This window comes from Ensifer sp. 4252 (assembly GCF_050434565.1).
Taxonomy (GTDB): Bacteria; Pseudomonadota; Alphaproteobacteria; order Rhizobiales; family Rhizobiaceae; genus Ensifer.
This window is the reverse complement of sequence record NZ_JBNDIU010000001.1, coordinates 305659-320366: the sequence shown is the minus strand read 5'-3', so window position 1 is coordinate 320366 and position 14708 is coordinate 305659. Positions and strand designations below refer to the sequence as shown.

Sequence of the window (14708 nt, the reverse complement as noted above, 5' to 3'; positions counted from 1 at the left end):
AATGATGGCCGGTCTTTCGCAAGCCGTCAGCTCGCTGTTCCTCAAGGAATTCGTCGGCGCGTTCTTTCTGTCGATGCGCTACTTCTTTAAGCCGAAGGCGACGTTGAACTATCCCTTCGAAAAGGGTCCGGTCAGCCCGCGCTTCCGCGGCGAGCACGCCCTGCGCCGTTATCCGAACGGCGAAGAGCGCTGCATCGCCTGCAAGCTCTGCGAGGCCATCTGTCCTGCCCAGGCCATCACCATCGAGGCCGGCCCACGCCGCAACGACGGCACCCGCCGCACGGTGCGCTACGACATCGACATGGTGAAGTGCATCTATTGCGGTTTCTGCCAGGAAGCCTGTCCGGTCGATGCCATCGTCGAGGGCCCGAACTTCGAATTCGCCACCGAGACGCGTGAAGAGCTGTACTACGACAAGGACAAGCTCCTCGCCAATGGCGACCGTTGGGAACGGGAAATCGCACGCAACATCGCAATGGACTCGCCCTATCGCTGAGACCAGAGCGTGGTGCCGCCCTTCAAGGCGGCACATGTGAAACAGTTTGGGGCAAAGGCCGGACAAGCGTCCGGCTTTGCCAGTGGAGTGGGGCTGCAAGAGCCTCACGCCGTGCAAGACGAAAAAGGCACCGATCATGGGTCTGCAGGTTCTTTTTTTCTATCTCTTTGCCTTCATCGCGGTGGCATCGGCATTTATGGTCATTGCGGCCAGGAACCCCGTTTATTCGGTGCTGTTCCTGATCCTGACCTTCTTCAATTCGGCAGGCCTGTTCCTGCTGGCTGGCGCCGAGTTCCTGGCGATGATCCTGCTCGTGGTCTATGTCGGCGCGGTGGCGGTGCTCTTCCTGTTCGTCGTCATGATGCTCGACATCGACTTTGCGGAACTGCGCGCAGGTGTGCTTGAATACGCTCCGGTCGGTGCGCTGATCGGTCTGATCCTGGCTGCCGAGCTCATTATCGTTGTCGGCGGCGCGACCTTCTCGCCGGAGATCGCCAAGGGGATCTCGATGCCGATCCCGGCGGTTGCCGATCGCACGAACACGGCCGCGCTCGGCGACGTGCTCTACACCCACTATGTCTACTTCTTCCAGATCGCGGGCCTCGTGCTGCTGGTTGCCATGATCGGCGCCATCGTCCTCACGCTGCGCCATCGCACGAACATCAAGCGCCAGAGCATTCCGCAGCAGGTTGCCCGCACGCCCGAGACCGCCGTCGAGGTGGTCACGGTCAAGCCCGGGCAGGGCATTTAATTCGGACGCGAGGTCGAGGAACTAAAAAATGGAAATCGGAATTTCCCACTATCTCACCGTCAGCGCCATCCTGTTCACGCTTGGTGTCTTCGGCATCTTCCTGAACCGGAAGAACGTCATCGTCATCCTGATGTCGGTCGAACTGATCCTGCTTGCGGTCAACATCAACATGGTCGCCTTCTCGTCGTTCCTGAACGACATCACCGGCCAGGTCTTCGCTCTGTTCATTCTGACCGTCGCGGCCGCGGAAGCCGCTATCGGGCTTGCAATTCTCGTCGTCTTCTACCGCAACCGCGGCTCGATCGCTGTTGAAGACGTCAACATGATGAAGGGCTGATTGGGCTATGGATACCATCATCAAGGCTATCGTTTTCCTGCCTTTGATCGGCTTTCTGGTCGCCGGCCTTTTCGGCACTTCGATCGGCGCCAAGGCTTCTGAATACGTCACCTGCGGACTGATGATCATCGCCGCCGCATTGTCGTGGTACGTCTTCTTCGACGTCGCGATGGGCGAGCAGGAACTGATCAAGGTGTCGGTGCTGCGCTGGATCCAGTCCGGCAGCTTCGATGTCGAATGGGCGTTCCGGGTCGATACGCTGACAGCAGTCATGTTCGTGGTCGTCAACACGGTGTCGACGCTCGTGCATGTCTATTCGATCGGCTACATGCACCACGATCCGCATCGTCCGCGCTTCTTCGCCTATCTGTCGCTGTTCACCTTTGCGATGTTGATGCTGATCACGTCGGACAACCTGCTGCAGATGTTCTTCGGCTGGGAAGGCGTGGGTCTCGCATCCTACCTGCTGATCGGCTTCTGGTATAAGAAGCCGTCGGCGAACGCCGCCGCGATGAAGGCGTTCATCGTCAACCGCGTTGGCGACTTCGGTTTCTCGCTTGGCATCTTCCTCGTCTTCGTGCTGTTCGGTTCGGTCAGTTTCGAAACGATCTTTGCTGCAGCCCAGACCTACCTGCCGGCCGAAGGTGCCGCAGCAGGGGAGGCGGTCGTCACGCTGTTCGGCATGCACCTCGACAAGGCTGATGCGATCACCGCTGCCTGCCTGTTGCTCTTCATGGGCGCGATGGGCAAGTCGGCGCAGTTCCTGCTGCACACCTGGCTTCCGGACGCGATGGAAGGCCCGACCCCGGTTTCGGCCCTCATTCACGCCGCAACCATGGTCACCGCCGGCGTCTTCCTCGTCGCCCGCATGTCGCCGCTGTTTGAACTGTCGCCGAACGCGTTGACCGTCGTCACGCTGATCGGCGCGATCACGGCGTTCTTTGCCGCGACCGTCGGCCTGGTCCAGAACGACATCAAGCGCGTCATCGCCTATTCGACCTGTTCGCAGCTCGGCTACATGTTCGTGGCACTCGGCGTCGGCGCATATGGTGCTGCCATCTTCCACCTGTTCACGCACGCCTTCTTCAAGGCGCTGTTGTTCTTAGGTGCAGGCTCGGTCATCCACGCCGTCGATGGCGAACAGGACATGCGTTACATGGGTGGTCTGCGTAAGCACATTCCGATCACCTACTGGATGATGTTCATCGGCACGATCGCGCTGACCGGCGTCGGCATCCCCGGCACCGTCATCGGCACCGCCGGCTTCTTCTCGAAGGATGCCATCATCGAATCGACGTTCGCTTCGCACAGCGTCATCTCGGGCTTCGCCTTCGCGCTGCTGGTCATTGCCGCACTGTTCACGAGCTTCTATTCCTGGCGTCTGACCTTCATGACCTTCCACGGCAAGCCGCGCGCGTCCTCGGATGTCATGCATCACGTCCATGAATCGCCCCAGGTCATGCTGGTGCCGCTCTACATCCTGGGTGCAGGCGCACTGGTGGCAGGCTTCCTGTTCCACGACTACTTCTTCGGCCACCACTATGCTGAATTCTGGCAGGGCGCGCTGTTCACGTCCGCCGAGAACGAAATCCTCGAGGAATACCACCATGTTCCGCTGTGGGTTAAGTGGAGCCCGTTCTGCGCCATGGCGCTCGGTCTCTTCACGGCCTGGTACATGTATATCCGTAGGCCGGAGGTGCCGAAGTACCTGGCAGAGCAGCATCGCGGCCTCTACCAGTTCCTGCTCAACAAGTGGTACTTCGACGAACTGTACGACTTCCTGTTCGTACGCTCGGCCAAGCGCCTCGGCGTCTTCCTGTGGAAGGAAGGCGACGGCCGGGTCATCGACGGCCTCGGTCCGAACGGGATTGCGGCACGCGTGCTTGATGTCACCGATCGTGTTGTCCGGCTGCAGACCGGTTACCTCTATCACTACGCGTTTGCCATGCTGATCGGCATCGCAGCGCTCGTTACATGGATGATGCTCGGGAGTTCCTTCTGATGACCGATTGGCCCGTACTTTCCGCGGTCACCTTCATGCCGCTCGTCGGCGTCCTGCTTCTCTTGCTGACAAGAGAAGACAGCGCCTACGGCCGCCGCAACATCCTGAACGTATCGCTGCTGACGACGATCTTCACCTTCGCCGTGTCGGTCTACATCTGGTACCAGTTCGATAGCTCGAACCCGGGCTTCCAGATGACCGAGAAGCACGAATGGCTCGGCACCGGGATCTCCTACCATCTCGGCGTCGACGGCATTTCCGTACTCTTCGTCGTTCTCTCTGCTTTCCTGATGCCGTTCTGCGTGCTTGCAAGCTGGCAGTCGGTCGAAAAGCGGCTGAAGGAATACATGATCGCGTTCCTGATCCTGGAAACGTTCATGATCGGCGTGTTCGTGTCGCTCGACATCGTGCTGTTCTACGTGTTCTTCGAAGCCGGCCTTATCCCGATGTTCCTCATCATCGGCGTTTGGGGCGGCAAGGACCGCGTCTATGCGAGCTACAAGTTCTTCCTCTACACGCTGCTCGGCTCGGTTCTGATGCTGCTCGCCATCATGGCGATGTACTGGCAGGCCGGTACGACCGACATCACGGAACTGCTGGCCTATAACTTCCCGCGTGAGATGCAGACGTGGTTATGGCTTGCCTTCTTCGCGTCGTTCGCGGTGAAGATGCCGATGTGGCCGGTGCACACCTGGCTTCCCGACGCGCACGTTCAGGCGCCGACGGCGGGTTCGGTCATCCTGGCTGCTATCCTCCTGAAGCTCGGCGGCTACGGTTTCGTGCGCTTCTCGCTGCCGATGTTCCCGCTGGCGTCCGACTACTTTGCGCCCTTCGTCTTCACGCTGTCGGTGATCGCAATCATCTACACCTCGCTCGTGGCGATGATGCAGTCCGACATCAAGAAACTGATCGCCTATTCGTCCGTCGCACACATGGGCTACGTGACCATGGGTATATTCGCGGCCAACACGCAGGGTGTTCAGGGCGCGATTTTCCAGATGCTGTCGCACGGCATTGTCTCCGGCGCGCTCTTCCTTTGCGTCGGCGTCGTCTATGACCGTCTGCATACCCGCGAGATCTCGGCCTACGGCGGCCTCGTCAACAACATGCCGAAATATGCCGTCGCCTTCATGGTTTTCACCATGGCCAACGTCGGTCTTCCCGGTACATCCGGTTTCGTCGGCGAAGTGCTGACCCTCGTCGGCGTCTTCCGCGTCAACACCTGGGTCGCGTTCTTTGCAACGAGCGGCGTTATTCTCTCGGCTGCCTACGCGCTTTGGCTCTATCGCCGAGTGATCTTCGGCGCGCTGGAAAAGGAAAGCCTGAAGGCTCTGCTCGATCTTTCGGCTCGTGAGAAGGCGATCCTCTATCCGCTGGTGATCCTGACGATCTTCTTCGGTGTCTATCCGGCGCCGATCTTCGATGCGACCGCAGCCTCCGTGGATCTGCTCGTCAACAACTACTCCGCAGCCCTGCAGGCAGCGCAAAACGTTGCGCTTTCGGTGCAATGACCACAGGACGTATTGGACATGACTGCTGAAACCCTCCTCGCTAGCCTGCAGCTCTCGATCCCCGAGTTGATCCTCGCGGTCGGCGCGATGGCGCTCCTGATGATCGGCGTGTTCGCCGGTGAAAAGTCGGCCTCGACCGTCACCGGCCTAGCTGTTGCCCTGCTCATCATCGCCGGTCTCTGGCTCGTCCTGAAGACGGGCGAGGGCGAAGCTTATGGCGGCGCCTTCCTGTCCGATCCCTTCGCCAAGTTCATGAAGGTGCTGGCTCTGATTGGTTCGATCACCGCCATGGTGATGACGGTGGGCCATGCCCGTTCCGCGCAGATCGATCGTTTCGAGTTCCCGGTGCTGCTGGTGCTCGCAACGCTTGGCATGCTCCTGATGATCTCGGCCAACGACCTGATGTCGCTGTACCTGTCGCTGGAATTGCAGTCGCTGGCGCTCTACGTCGTAGCCGCCATCAACCGCGACAGCATCCGCTCGACGGAAGCCGGCCTGAAGTACTTCGTCCTCGGCGCGCTCTCCTCGGGCATGCTGCTGTATGGCATGTCGCTGGTCTACGGCTTCACCGGCCACACCGGCTTTGACGAGATTGCCGCTGCGCTGACGACAACTGGCACGCCGTCGCTCGGCCTTATCTTCGGCCTGGTCTTCATTCTTGCCGGTCTCGCTTTCAAGATCTCTGCCGTGCCGTTCCATATGTGGACACCTGACGTCTATGAAGGTGCGCCGACGCCGGTCACCGCATTCTTTGCCGCTGCTCCGAAGGTTGCCGCCATGGCCATCTTCGTTCGCATCGTCATCAACGCGTTCGAGCCGGTCGTTGTCCAGTGGCAGCAGATCGTCGTCTTCATCTCTATCGCTTCGATGCTGCTCGGCGCCTTCGCTGCGATCGGCCAGAAGAACATCAAGCGGCTGATGGCCTATTCCTCGATCGGCCACATGGGCTACGCTCTTGTCGGTCTTGCTGCCGGCTCGATGGCGGGCGTTCGCGGCGTTCTGCTCTACATGCTCATCTACATGGTCATGACGCTCGGCACCTTTGCCTGCATCCTCGCCATGCGCCGCAAGGACGGCGAGAACGTCGAAAGCGTCGACGATCTCGCAGGCCTGTCGCAGACCAACCCCTTCATGGCCACGGTCCTCACCATCCTGATGTTCTCGCTCGCCGGCATTCCGCCGATGGCAGGCTTCTTCGGGAAGTACTTCGTGTTCATGGCGGCCATCGAAGCGCATCTTTATGCACTTGCCATCATCGGCGTGCTCGCATCGGTCGTCGGCGCCTACTACTACCTGCGCGTCATCAAGGTGATGTGGTTCGACGATGCCAAGGGCGAGTTTGCCCGCACGGCCGGCGAGCTTCGCCTGGTCTTCGGTCTCTCGGGCCTGTTCGTGCTTGGATACGTCCTGATCGGTGGTCCGCTCGGCGAAGCCGCTGAGGTCGCGGCTCGGACCTTCTTTTGATCGGCCTTCAAGGCGGCGGCCGGGTTTCGCTCGACGATTTCCGGCACGTCGCTCTCAATGAGGTCGGTTCCACCAACAGCGAATGCCTTGAGCGGGCGCGCGAGGGAGACAGGGGAAATCTCTGGATCACCGCCGCCCGCCAGACAGGCGGACGCGGCCGACGCGGCCGGGCCTGGTTTTCAGAGCCCGGCAATCTCTATGCTTCGCTCCTGTTGATCGAGCCGGCTCCGGTCGAACTGCTGCACTCGCTGCCGCTGGCCGTCGCCGTGGCGGTTCACAGGGCCATCCGTCAGGTGATGCCGCTTGCCGGCGCTCCGGTCGAGATCAAATGGCCGAACGATATCCTCATAGACGGCAAAAAGACCTGCGGCATCCTGCTTGAAGGCGAGAGCCTTGCAGACGGCCGTCGCGCACTGGTCATCGGCTGCGGCATCAACATTGCCGTCATGCCCGACGAGGCGCTCTACCCGGTGACTTCACTTCGCAACGAAGGGGCGTCGGTATCGCCGGACGAACTGTTTGCCCACCTGTTCCTGACCATGGCCGAAACGCTATCCGTTTGGGACCGCGGCAGGGGTGTGGCACACATCATAGACCAATGGCGGGCGGCAGCGCGCGGCATCGGCGAGACCATTACGGTGAACCTGCCGGATCGGTCGCTTTCCGGCCGCTTTGCCGGTATTGATCGGGACGGCCGGTTGATGCTCGATACGGGCTCGAACACGATGCAGACGATCGCCGCCGGCGACGTATTTTTCGGATAATCAAAACAAGGGCGCATCAAAACATGGCGCAAGAAGAAGAACTGGTGTTCTTGCCGCTCGGCGGCGTCGGTGAAATCGGAATGAACCTCGGCCTCTACGGCTATGGCAAACCCGGTCATCGACAGTGGATAATGGTCGATTGCGGCGTCACCTTCCCGGGGCCCGAACTTCCGGGGGTGGATCTGGTTCTGGCCGATATCAGCTTCCTGGCGGAAGAGCGCCGCAATCTCAAGGGTATCATCATCACCCATGCCCACGAGGATCACTATGGCGGCCTCAACGATCTCTGGCCGGGGCTGAATGTGCCGGTTTACGCCTCGCCGTTTACGGCGGGCATGCTGGAGGCCAAGCGGGACTTCGAAAAGAGCCGCGGCGAAATCCCGATAACGATCTTCAAGCAGGGCGACCGCATCAATGTCGGCCCGTTCGAAATTGAGGCGGTCGGCGTTAACCACTCGATCCCGGAGCCGATGTCGCTGATCATCCGCACGCCGCTTGGCGCGGTCGTTCATACCGGCGACTGGAAGATCGATCTTCAGCCGTCGCTCGGGCCGCTCACCGACGAGCAGCGCTTCCGCAAGATCGGTGACGAGGGCGTGCTGGCGCTGGTCTGCGATTCGACCAATGCGCTTCGCGACGGCGTCTCGCCATCGGAGCAGGAAGTTTCGGCAAGCCTGACGCAGATCATCTCCAAGGCGGAGGGTCGCGTGGCGATCACCACCTTCTCCTCCAATGTCGGGCGTATTCGCTCGATCGCGGAAGCTGCGGAAGAAGCGGGCCGGGACGTGCTGCTTCTCGGCAGTTCGATGAAGCGCGTCGTGTCCGTGGCCCGCGATCTCGGCCTGATGGAAGGCATCAAGCCTTTCCTCGCCGAAGACGAGTTCGGTTATGTGCCGCGCGACAAGGTCGTGGTGATCCTGACCGGCAGCCAGGGCGAACCGCGCGCCGCACTTGCCAAGATCGCCCGCGACGAGATGCGCAACGTCGCATTCTCCGCCGGCGACACGGTGGTGTTTTCGTCGCGCACCATTCCCGGCAACGAGAAGGCGATCAACGACATCAAGAACGGCCTGATCGAGCAGGGCATTCACATCATCACCGACAGTGAAGCGCTGGTGCATGTGTCGGGTCACCCGCGCCGCAGCGAACTGCAGCAGATGTACCAGTGGGTCCGTCCGCAGATCCTCGTTCCGGTGCATGGCGAGGCCGCGCACCTGACGGCGCATGCCGAGCTTGGCCTGCAGTCGGGTATCGGCAGCGTCCCGCGGCTTCGCAACGGCGATATGCTGCGGCTGGCGCCAGGCCCGGCCGAAGTCATCGATACCGCGCCGCATGGCCGGATCTACAAGGATGGCTCGCTGATCGGCGACTTCGAGGAAATGGGCATCGGCGAACGGCGCAAGCTCTCCTTTGCCGGACATGTCTCCGTCAACGTCGTGCTCGACAATCGCTACGATTTCCTCGGCGACCCGGACCTCGTGGCCATCGGCTTGCCCGAGTTCGACGACGAGGGCGAGGACATGGAAGACACGCTCTATGACGCCGTCCTCGGTGCTGTGGAGAGCATCCCGCGCGCCAAGCGCAAGGATCTGGCCATGCTGCAGGAGGCGGTGCGCCGCGCGGTGCGCAGCACCGTCAACCAGATCTGGGGCAAGAAGCCCGTGGTGACCGTCTTCGTCACCAAAGTCTGATTTTCTTCGAGCCCCCGGCCTTGTAGACGTCCGGGGGCTCGATATTGGCACTACAGCGCCGCGCGTCTTGTTAGACGCGCAAAGGTCGCTGTAGCACTTTGAATTACTGCATGTTTCCTTAAATCGAATACGATTTAAGGAAACATGCAGTAGGGTTGGAGGATCGCAATGCTCGGACGTGTGAACCATGTGGCAATCGCCGTGCCGGATCTGGCATCCGCGACGGAGAGCTACCGGGCGACGCTCGGTGCTGCCGTCACCGAGCCGCAAGCCTTGCCCGAGCACGGTGTCACTGTCGTTTTCGTGACGCTTCCCAACACCAAGGTCGAACTGCTGGAGCCACTCGGCGATGCTTCGCCGATTGCAGCGTTCCTTGCCAAGAACCCGTCCGGCGGCATGCATCACATTTGCTACGAGGTCGAGGACATCATTGCTGTCCGTGACACATTGAAGGCGTCCGGCGCACGTGTCCTCGGTGACGGCGAGCCGAAGATCGGCGCCCATGGCAAGCCGGTGCTCTTTCTGCACCCGAAGGATTTTCAAGGCACGTTGATCGAGCTTGAACAGGTGTGACAGTTGATCGCGTGATGCCGGTTTGTGTGATCGCGCCCGTGGCGTTATAAGCAGGCCAGAATGTCGCGAGGATCGTTCCGTTGAAGGCCGGTAGCCGGTTCGCGAACAGGTCTTCATCAGGAGCCGGAAATGCCGCTTTTTTCAACCTTTGCCATCTACTTCATTATCTGGTGGCTGACGCTGTTTGCGGTGCTGCCGCTTGGCGTGCGCACGCAGGCGGAGGAAAACGAGGTCGTGCCCGGGACCGTCGAAAGCGCACCGGCGCGGTTCCGTGCCAAGCGCGTCATTCTGCTGACGACGGCGATCGCGGCGGTCATCCAGCTTGCCTGGTACATTGTATCGGTGCGGCTCGGTTACGGCATCGACAGCATTCCGCGCTTCTACCCGAAGTTCTATTGAGCCGGTCGCGGGGCAGCGTATGGGCGCCCAGCGCGTGCGGGTATCGAGCGCTGATGTCTGCTTGCCAACAATCCCCAGTCAAGTATTGCCAATTTTCGGGCCGCACAGGTCCGTAGAGGCCTCTCGAACGGCTCGTCGCGCGAAACCCGGGCAATCCTACGATTGACCGCCCCGAAATCGACATAGTTCAGGAAAGTGCGAGTGCTTCGCTGGGGGCTGGCTTGGCGAAAGGCAAAAAAAAACAAGGCTGAAAGCCTTGTTTTTCAAGTATCGCGTGATCTTTAATCCGTTTCCGGCGGCAGCGACGAAGCGCGCCTAAGATCTTATCCTCCCAAGACTTGACCGCGAAAATCGGCAAGAATTTAGACTTCATGCCTGTTTTGTGAGCCGAAATTAGCCCAAACATTGGGCGATGTCACTCTGTTTTTTTGCATTTTTGCTACAGTTGGATAAAATTTCTCCGTTGACAAGCATCGTCGCAATCCTGTTACTAGCGTGCTCTTTTGACGCAGCTTTCGGCTTGCGGCCTCTCCTTCGAATCTCTTGATCCGCTCTGTGCTGTTCCCGGCGCAAGCAGGGTTTTCATCCGGGCGCGAAGCGGCTATGAACGCAGGGCTCGGAAAGGTTCCTGCCGATTTGTCGGTGACGGAAATTTGAGAGCCGACCCCAAGAAGCAATGGTCGCCTTTGCCTGTTTTCGGTGAGACCGGCGTGCCTGAGCTCAACGTCATTTCGCCCGAATCCGTCGATAGTGCGACGTTCATCAAGTTCTGGAACCCGTCATGCGCCTGTCCCGCTTTTTCATGCCCATCTTGAAGGAAAATCCGAAGGAAGCGGAAATCGTTTCCCACCGTCTTATGCTCCGGACGGGCATGATCCGGCAGCAGTCCTCGGGGATCTATACCTGGTTGCCACTTGGAAAGCGGGTTCTCGACAAGGTCAATGCGATCGTTCGCGAAGAGCAGAACCGTGCCGGCGCGAATGAGCTGCTGATGCCGACGCTGCAGTCCGCCGAACTTTGGCAGGAAAGCGGTCGTTATGATGCCTACGGTAAGGAAATGCTGCGCATCAAGGACCGCCAGGACCGGCCGATGCTCTATGGTCCGACCAATGAGGAAATGATCACGGACGTCTTCCGTTCCTACGTGAAGTCCTATCGCAATCTGCCGCTCAATCTCTACCATATCCAGTTGAAGTTCCGCGACGAGATCCGTCCGCGCTTCGGCACCATGCGCTCACGCGAGTTCCTGATGAAGGACGCCTATTCCTTCGATCTTGATCGTGAAGGTGCCGAGCACGCCTATAACAAGATGTTCGCTGCTTACCTGCGCACCTTCTCGCGCATGGGGCTGCGTGCCATTCCGATGCGTGCCGACACCGGACCGATCGGCGGCAATCTCAGCCATGAATTCATCATTCTTGCCGAAACCGGCGAATCCGAAGTCTTCTGCCACAAGGACTTCCTCGGCTTCGACATTCCCGGCGAAGACACCAATTTCGATGATGTCGCTGGTCTGAAGACGATCTTCGACAAGTGGACGTCGCGCTACGCCGCCACCTCCGAGATGCACGACGAATCTGCCTTCAACGAAGTCGCCGAAGGCGATCGTCTGTCGGCACGCGGCATCGAAGTCGGCCACATCTTCTACTTCGGTACCAAGTATTCCGAGGCGATGGGCGCGAAGGTTCTCGGCCCTGATGGCAAGGAACACGCGGTCCATATGGGCTCCTACGGCATTGGCCCGACGCGGCTGGTTCCCGCGATCATAGAGGCGTCGCATGACGATAACGGCATCATCTGGCCGAAGTCGATCTCGCCGTTCGATGGTGTGATCATCAACATGAAAGCGGGCGATGCAGCTTGCGACGCAGCCTGCGAGACGCTCTACTCGAAGCTCGGCGCTGCAGGATTCGACGCTCTGCTCGACGATACGGACGACCGCGCCGGCGCCAAGTTCGCGTCTGCCGATCTCATCGGCGTACCGGTCCAGATCATCGTCGGGCCGCGTTCGATCGCCAACGGCGAAGTCGAGCTCAAGGATCGCAAGACCGGTGAGCGCGAGACCATGACTGTCGAGGCGGCCCTCAACAAGCTGATCGCGACGAAGTAAGTGAGGCAAGGGGAGGCAGGATGACCGCCGTGACGGAAGATCAGGTGCAGGCTGCTGGCCAGTCCGCAAAGTCCGCCAGCCGCCCCTTTTCCGCCTTTGAGCGCATGGTCGCCTGGCGCTATCTGCGTTCGCGGCGCAAGGAAGCCTTCATTTCGGTGATCGCGGGCTTCTCCTTCATCGGCATCATGCTCGGCGTCGCGACGCTGATCATCGTCATGGCGGTGATGAACGGTTTTCGCACCGAGCTCATCTCGCGCATCCTCGGCATCAACGGTCACATGATCGTGCAACCGATCGACGGCCCGCTCAACAACTATGCCGATCTCGCCACGCGCTTTTCCGGTGTGAAGGGTGTGACGATGGCGATCCCGCTGGTCGAAGGCCAGGTTCTGGCGCAGGGCGTCGGCGACAGCTCGACCGGTGCGCTGGTGCGTGGCATCCGCGCCGACGACCTCGGCAAGATGAAGTCGGTCTCCGATCACATTCAATCCGGCGATCTCGTCGGCTTCGCTTCCGGCAGCGGTGTGGCGATCGGCTCGCGTATGGCCGAACAGCTCGGTATCCAGGTGGGCGGTACCATTACGTTGACATCGCCGAACGGCGACGTGACGCCGATGGGCATGAACCCGCGGGTCAAGGCCTACACGGTCTCGGCGATCTTCGAGATAGGCATGTCGGAATACGACGCGTCGATCATCTTCATGCCGCTCGAGGAATCGCAGCTATATTTCAACGCTGAAGGCTTGGCCCAGCAGATCGAGATCTTCGTCGAACACCCCGATATGGTCGACGAATTGCGCAAGCCGGTCGAGGATGCCGCAGAGCGGCAGATCTTCATTACCGACTGGCGCGACCGCAACAAGACGTTCTTCTCGGCGCTGGAAGTCGAGCGCAACGTGATGTTCATGATCCTGACGCTGATCGTTCTGGTCGCGGCGCTGAACATCATCTCCGGACTGATCATGCTGGTGAAGGACAAGGGAAGCGACATCGCCATCCTTCGCACGATGGGGGCGACCTCCGGGTCCGTCATGCGCATCTTCTTCATGACCGGAGCTGCGATCGGCGTGGCGGGAACCGTCGCCGGCGTGCTGCTCGGCGTGGTCGTCTGCCTGAACATCGAGTCCATTCGCCAATTCTTCTCCTGGATATCAGGCACGACGCTGTTCAGCCCGGAACTCTATTTCCTGAGCCAGCTGCCGGCAGATATGAACGCCGACGAGACGATCCTCGTTGTCGTCATGGCCCTCAGCCTGTCGTTCCTTGCCACGATCTTTCCGGCATGGCGCGCCTCGCGTCTCGATCCCGTGCAGGCCCTGCGGTACGAATGACAAGGACATCATCTGAATGAATGCGCGCGTGGCACTGCAGCTTTCGGGCATCGAGCGTAATTACGGGCAGGGGGACACCTTTCTCTCGATCCTCAAGGGGGCGGACTTCACGCTGAAAAGCGGCGAGACCGTTGCGCTTGTGGCGCCGTCCGGTACCGGCAAGTCGACGCTTCTGCACGTTGCAGGCCTGCTGGAGCGCCCGGATGGGGGGAAGGTCGTGGTCAACGGCGTGACCTGCGACGGTCTCAACGACGACAGGCGCACCGCTATCCGTCGCAACGAGATCGGCTTCGTCTACCAGTTCCACCATCTGCTTCCTGAGTTCACCGCTCTCGAAAACATCATGATGCCGCAGTTGATCGCCGGGCTCGGCAAGGCTGAGGCCGCAGAACGGGCAAGGGCGCTTCTTGATTACATGCGTATCGGCCACCGCGCCGATCATCGCCCGACGGAGCTCTCAGGCGGCGAACAGCAGCGCGTGGCGATCGCCCGCGCCGTTGCCAATGCCCCCTTGGTATTGCTGGCCGATGAGCCGACCGGCAACCTCGATCCCGAAACCGCAGGCTATGTGTTCGAGGCACTCGAGGCATTGGCCCGCCAGTCGGGCCTTGCAGCCCTGATTGCCACGCACAATCATGAGCTGGCATCGTTGATGGACCGCCGGGTGACGATCGAGGACGGCAAGGTCGTCGAGCTGAAATAACGCTCAGAAAGGCGCCCGTCTTCGATGATGCGGGCGATACCCAAATGACGCATGAGCTCTCGGCCTACGGGACAAAGAGGCCACCTCGATAGTCGAGTTCGTAGGCCTCGTCGCCGTCGACAAAGATGACCTCACGTCCGGAAAAGTGCCCGGTGTCGCCACGACTGCTATCGATGTATGTGCCGTAGGCGTGCCGATACTCCATTCCTCCGAGAAAGTGCTGCTTCTCGCGATACATGGTTTCGAGCGCGGCCTTGATGACGACGCCGGCGCGTTCCGCATCGATCAGATCAGGCCGAATGACGCGGCCGAAATAATTCATGGCCCAGCGGGTGTCGTCCTCGAACCAGACGGTTTCCTGTCCGGCGAAGTCGGTTCCACCGAAGTAACTGTCGAGATACCGCCACCGGTCGCGTTGGTAGCCGATATCGCGCGACCCCGCGCGCGATGACGGGCTTGCTACACCGCCACCGACATACGTCTTCGATTTGGCTTCCACGATGAAGTCTTTGAGCTGCTCGATGCTGGCCATGAGAACACCCTGTTTGTTCCCTGGCAGCATGCCGCGATAACCCG

Annotated in this window: 14 protein-coding genes; 13 read left to right on the top strand and 1 reads right to left on the bottom strand. The window is 60.3% G+C overall.

Going from position 1 to position 14708, the window contains the following annotated elements; translation table 11 throughout:
* Positions 1 to 4: 4 nt before the first annotated feature.
* From nuoI to ABIE33_RS01545, 13 genes are all read left to right on the top strand, one after another.
* Positions 5 to 496: an NADH-quinone oxidoreductase subunit NuoI gene (gene nuoI, locus ABIE33_RS01605; RefSeq protein WP_025426590.1), complete on the top strand. Its 492-nt coding sequence runs from the start codon at positions 5 to 7 to the stop codon at positions 494 to 496.
* 136 nt (positions 497 to 632) lie between these two features.
* A complete protein-coding gene (locus tag ABIE33_RS01600) occupies positions 633 to 1247 on the top strand; it encodes an NADH-quinone oxidoreductase subunit J (protein ID WP_429120556.1) in 615 nt (204 codons plus the stop codon).
* Between the two features lie 28 nt (positions 1248 to 1275).
* Positions 1276 to 1584: an NADH-quinone oxidoreductase subunit NuoK gene (nuoK, locus tag ABIE33_RS01595; protein ID WP_025426592.1), complete on the top strand. Its 309-nt coding sequence runs from the start codon at positions 1276 to 1278 to the stop codon at positions 1582 to 1584.
* Between the two features lie 7 nt (positions 1585 to 1591).
* Positions 1592 to 3586 (top strand): NADH-quinone oxidoreductase subunit L, encoded by a 1995-nt coding sequence (gene nuoL, locus ABIE33_RS01590; RefSeq protein WP_429120553.1) that lies wholly within the window; start codon positions 1592 to 1594, stop codon positions 3584 to 3586.
* Positions 3586 to 5097 (top strand): NADH-quinone oxidoreductase subunit M, encoded by a 1512-nt coding sequence (locus ABIE33_RS01585; protein WP_429120550.1) that lies wholly within the window; start codon positions 3586 to 3588, stop codon positions 5095 to 5097. The genes nuoL and ABIE33_RS01585 overlap by 1 nt, the downstream gene beginning before the upstream one ends.
* 18 nt (positions 5098 to 5115) lie before the next feature.
* Positions 5116 to 6561, top strand: a complete 1446-nt coding sequence (gene nuoN, locus ABIE33_RS01580) for an NADH-quinone oxidoreductase subunit NuoN (RefSeq protein WP_429120547.1) — start codon at positions 5116 to 5118, stop codon at positions 6559 to 6561.
* A complete protein-coding gene (locus ABIE33_RS01575; RefSeq protein WP_429120544.1) occupies positions 6558 to 7325 on the top strand; it encodes a biotin--[acetyl-CoA-carboxylase] ligase in 768 nt (255 codons plus the stop codon). The genes nuoN and ABIE33_RS01575 overlap by 4 nt, the downstream gene beginning before the upstream one ends.
* A 23-nt stretch (positions 7326 to 7348) precedes the next feature.
* Positions 7349 to 9016, top strand: coding sequence for a ribonuclease J (locus tag ABIE33_RS01570; protein ID WP_429120541.1), 1668 nt, complete (start codon positions 7349 to 7351; stop codon positions 9014 to 9016).
* Positions 9017 to 9184: 168 nt separating this feature from the next.
* Positions 9185 to 9589 (top strand): methylmalonyl-CoA epimerase, encoded by a 405-nt coding sequence (gene mce, locus ABIE33_RS01565; protein ID WP_429120538.1) that lies wholly within the window; start codon positions 9185 to 9187, stop codon positions 9587 to 9589.
* A 129-nt stretch (positions 9590 to 9718) separates the two neighbouring features.
* On the top strand, positions 9719 to 9988 hold the full coding sequence (locus ABIE33_RS01560) for a DUF1467 family protein (protein WP_025426599.1): 270 nt from the start codon (positions 9719 to 9721) through the stop codon (positions 9986 to 9988).
* Between the two features lie 781 nt (positions 9989 to 10769).
* Positions 10770 to 12098 carry a proline--tRNA ligase gene (gene proS / locus ABIE33_RS01555; RefSeq protein WP_429120534.1) on the top strand — a complete coding sequence of 443 codons (1329 nt, stop codon included), beginning with the start codon at positions 10770 to 10772 and terminating at the stop codon, positions 12096 to 12098.
* 20 nt (positions 12099 to 12118) lie between these two features.
* Entirely contained in the window at positions 12119 to 13429 is a 1311-nt protein-coding gene (locus tag ABIE33_RS01550) for a lipoprotein-releasing ABC transporter permease subunit (RefSeq protein ID WP_429120531.1), read from the top strand.
* Between the two features lie 16 nt (positions 13430 to 13445).
* Positions 13446 to 14132 (top strand): ABC transporter ATP-binding protein, encoded by a 687-nt coding sequence (locus ABIE33_RS01545; protein WP_429120528.1) that lies wholly within the window; start codon positions 13446 to 13448, stop codon positions 14130 to 14132.
* A gap of 64 nt (positions 14133 to 14196) precedes the next feature.
* Here the strand turns inward: ABIE33_RS01545 and ABIE33_RS01540 are convergent, their stop codons facing one another.
* Positions 14197 to 14664 carry a DUF5680 domain-containing protein gene (locus tag ABIE33_RS01540; RefSeq protein WP_429120526.1) on the bottom strand — a complete coding sequence of 156 codons (468 nt, stop codon included), beginning with the start codon at positions 14662 to 14664 and terminating at the stop codon, positions 14197 to 14199.
* Positions 14665 to 14708 lie beyond the last annotated feature (44 nt).

Coding starts and splice junctions, on each gene's coding strand:
- nuoI (WP_025426590.1), top strand. CDS start 5: ATGGCCGGTCTTTCGCAAGCCGTCAGCTCGCTGTTCCTCAAGGAATTC.
- ABIE33_RS01600 (WP_429120556.1), top strand. CDS start 633: ATGGGTCTGCAGGTTCTTTTTTTCTATCTCTTTGCCTTCATCGCGGTG.
- nuoK (WP_025426592.1), top strand. CDS start 1,276: ATGGAAATCGGAATTTCCCACTATCTCACCGTCAGCGCCATCCTGTTC.
- nuoL (WP_429120553.1), top strand. CDS start 1,592: ATGGATACCATCATCAAGGCTATCGTTTTCCTGCCTTTGATCGGCTTT.
- ABIE33_RS01585 (WP_429120550.1), top strand. CDS start 3,586: ATGACCGATTGGCCCGTACTTTCCGCGGTCACCTTCATGCCGCTCGTC.
- nuoN (WP_429120547.1), top strand. CDS start 5,116: ATGACTGCTGAAACCCTCCTCGCTAGCCTGCAGCTCTCGATCCCCGAG.
- ABIE33_RS01570 (WP_429120541.1), top strand. CDS start 7,349: ATGGCGCAAGAAGAAGAACTGGTGTTCTTGCCGCTCGGCGGCGTCGGT.
- mce (WP_429120538.1), top strand. CDS start 9,185: ATGCTCGGACGTGTGAACCATGTGGCAATCGCCGTGCCGGATCTGGCA.
- ABIE33_RS01560 (WP_025426599.1), top strand. CDS start 9,719: ATGCCGCTTTTTTCAACCTTTGCCATCTACTTCATTATCTGGTGGCTG.
- proS (WP_429120534.1), top strand. CDS start 10,770: ATGCGCCTGTCCCGCTTTTTCATGCCCATCTTGAAGGAAAATCCGAAG.
- ABIE33_RS01550 (WP_429120531.1), top strand. CDS start 12,119: ATGACCGCCGTGACGGAAGATCAGGTGCAGGCTGCTGGCCAGTCCGCA.
- ABIE33_RS01545 (WP_429120528.1), top strand. CDS start 13,446: ATGAATGCGCGCGTGGCACTGCAGCTTTCGGGCATCGAGCGTAATTAC.
- ABIE33_RS01540 (WP_429120526.1), bottom strand. CDS start 14,664: ATGGCCAGCATCGAGCAGCTCAAAGACTTCATCGTGGAAGCCAAATCG.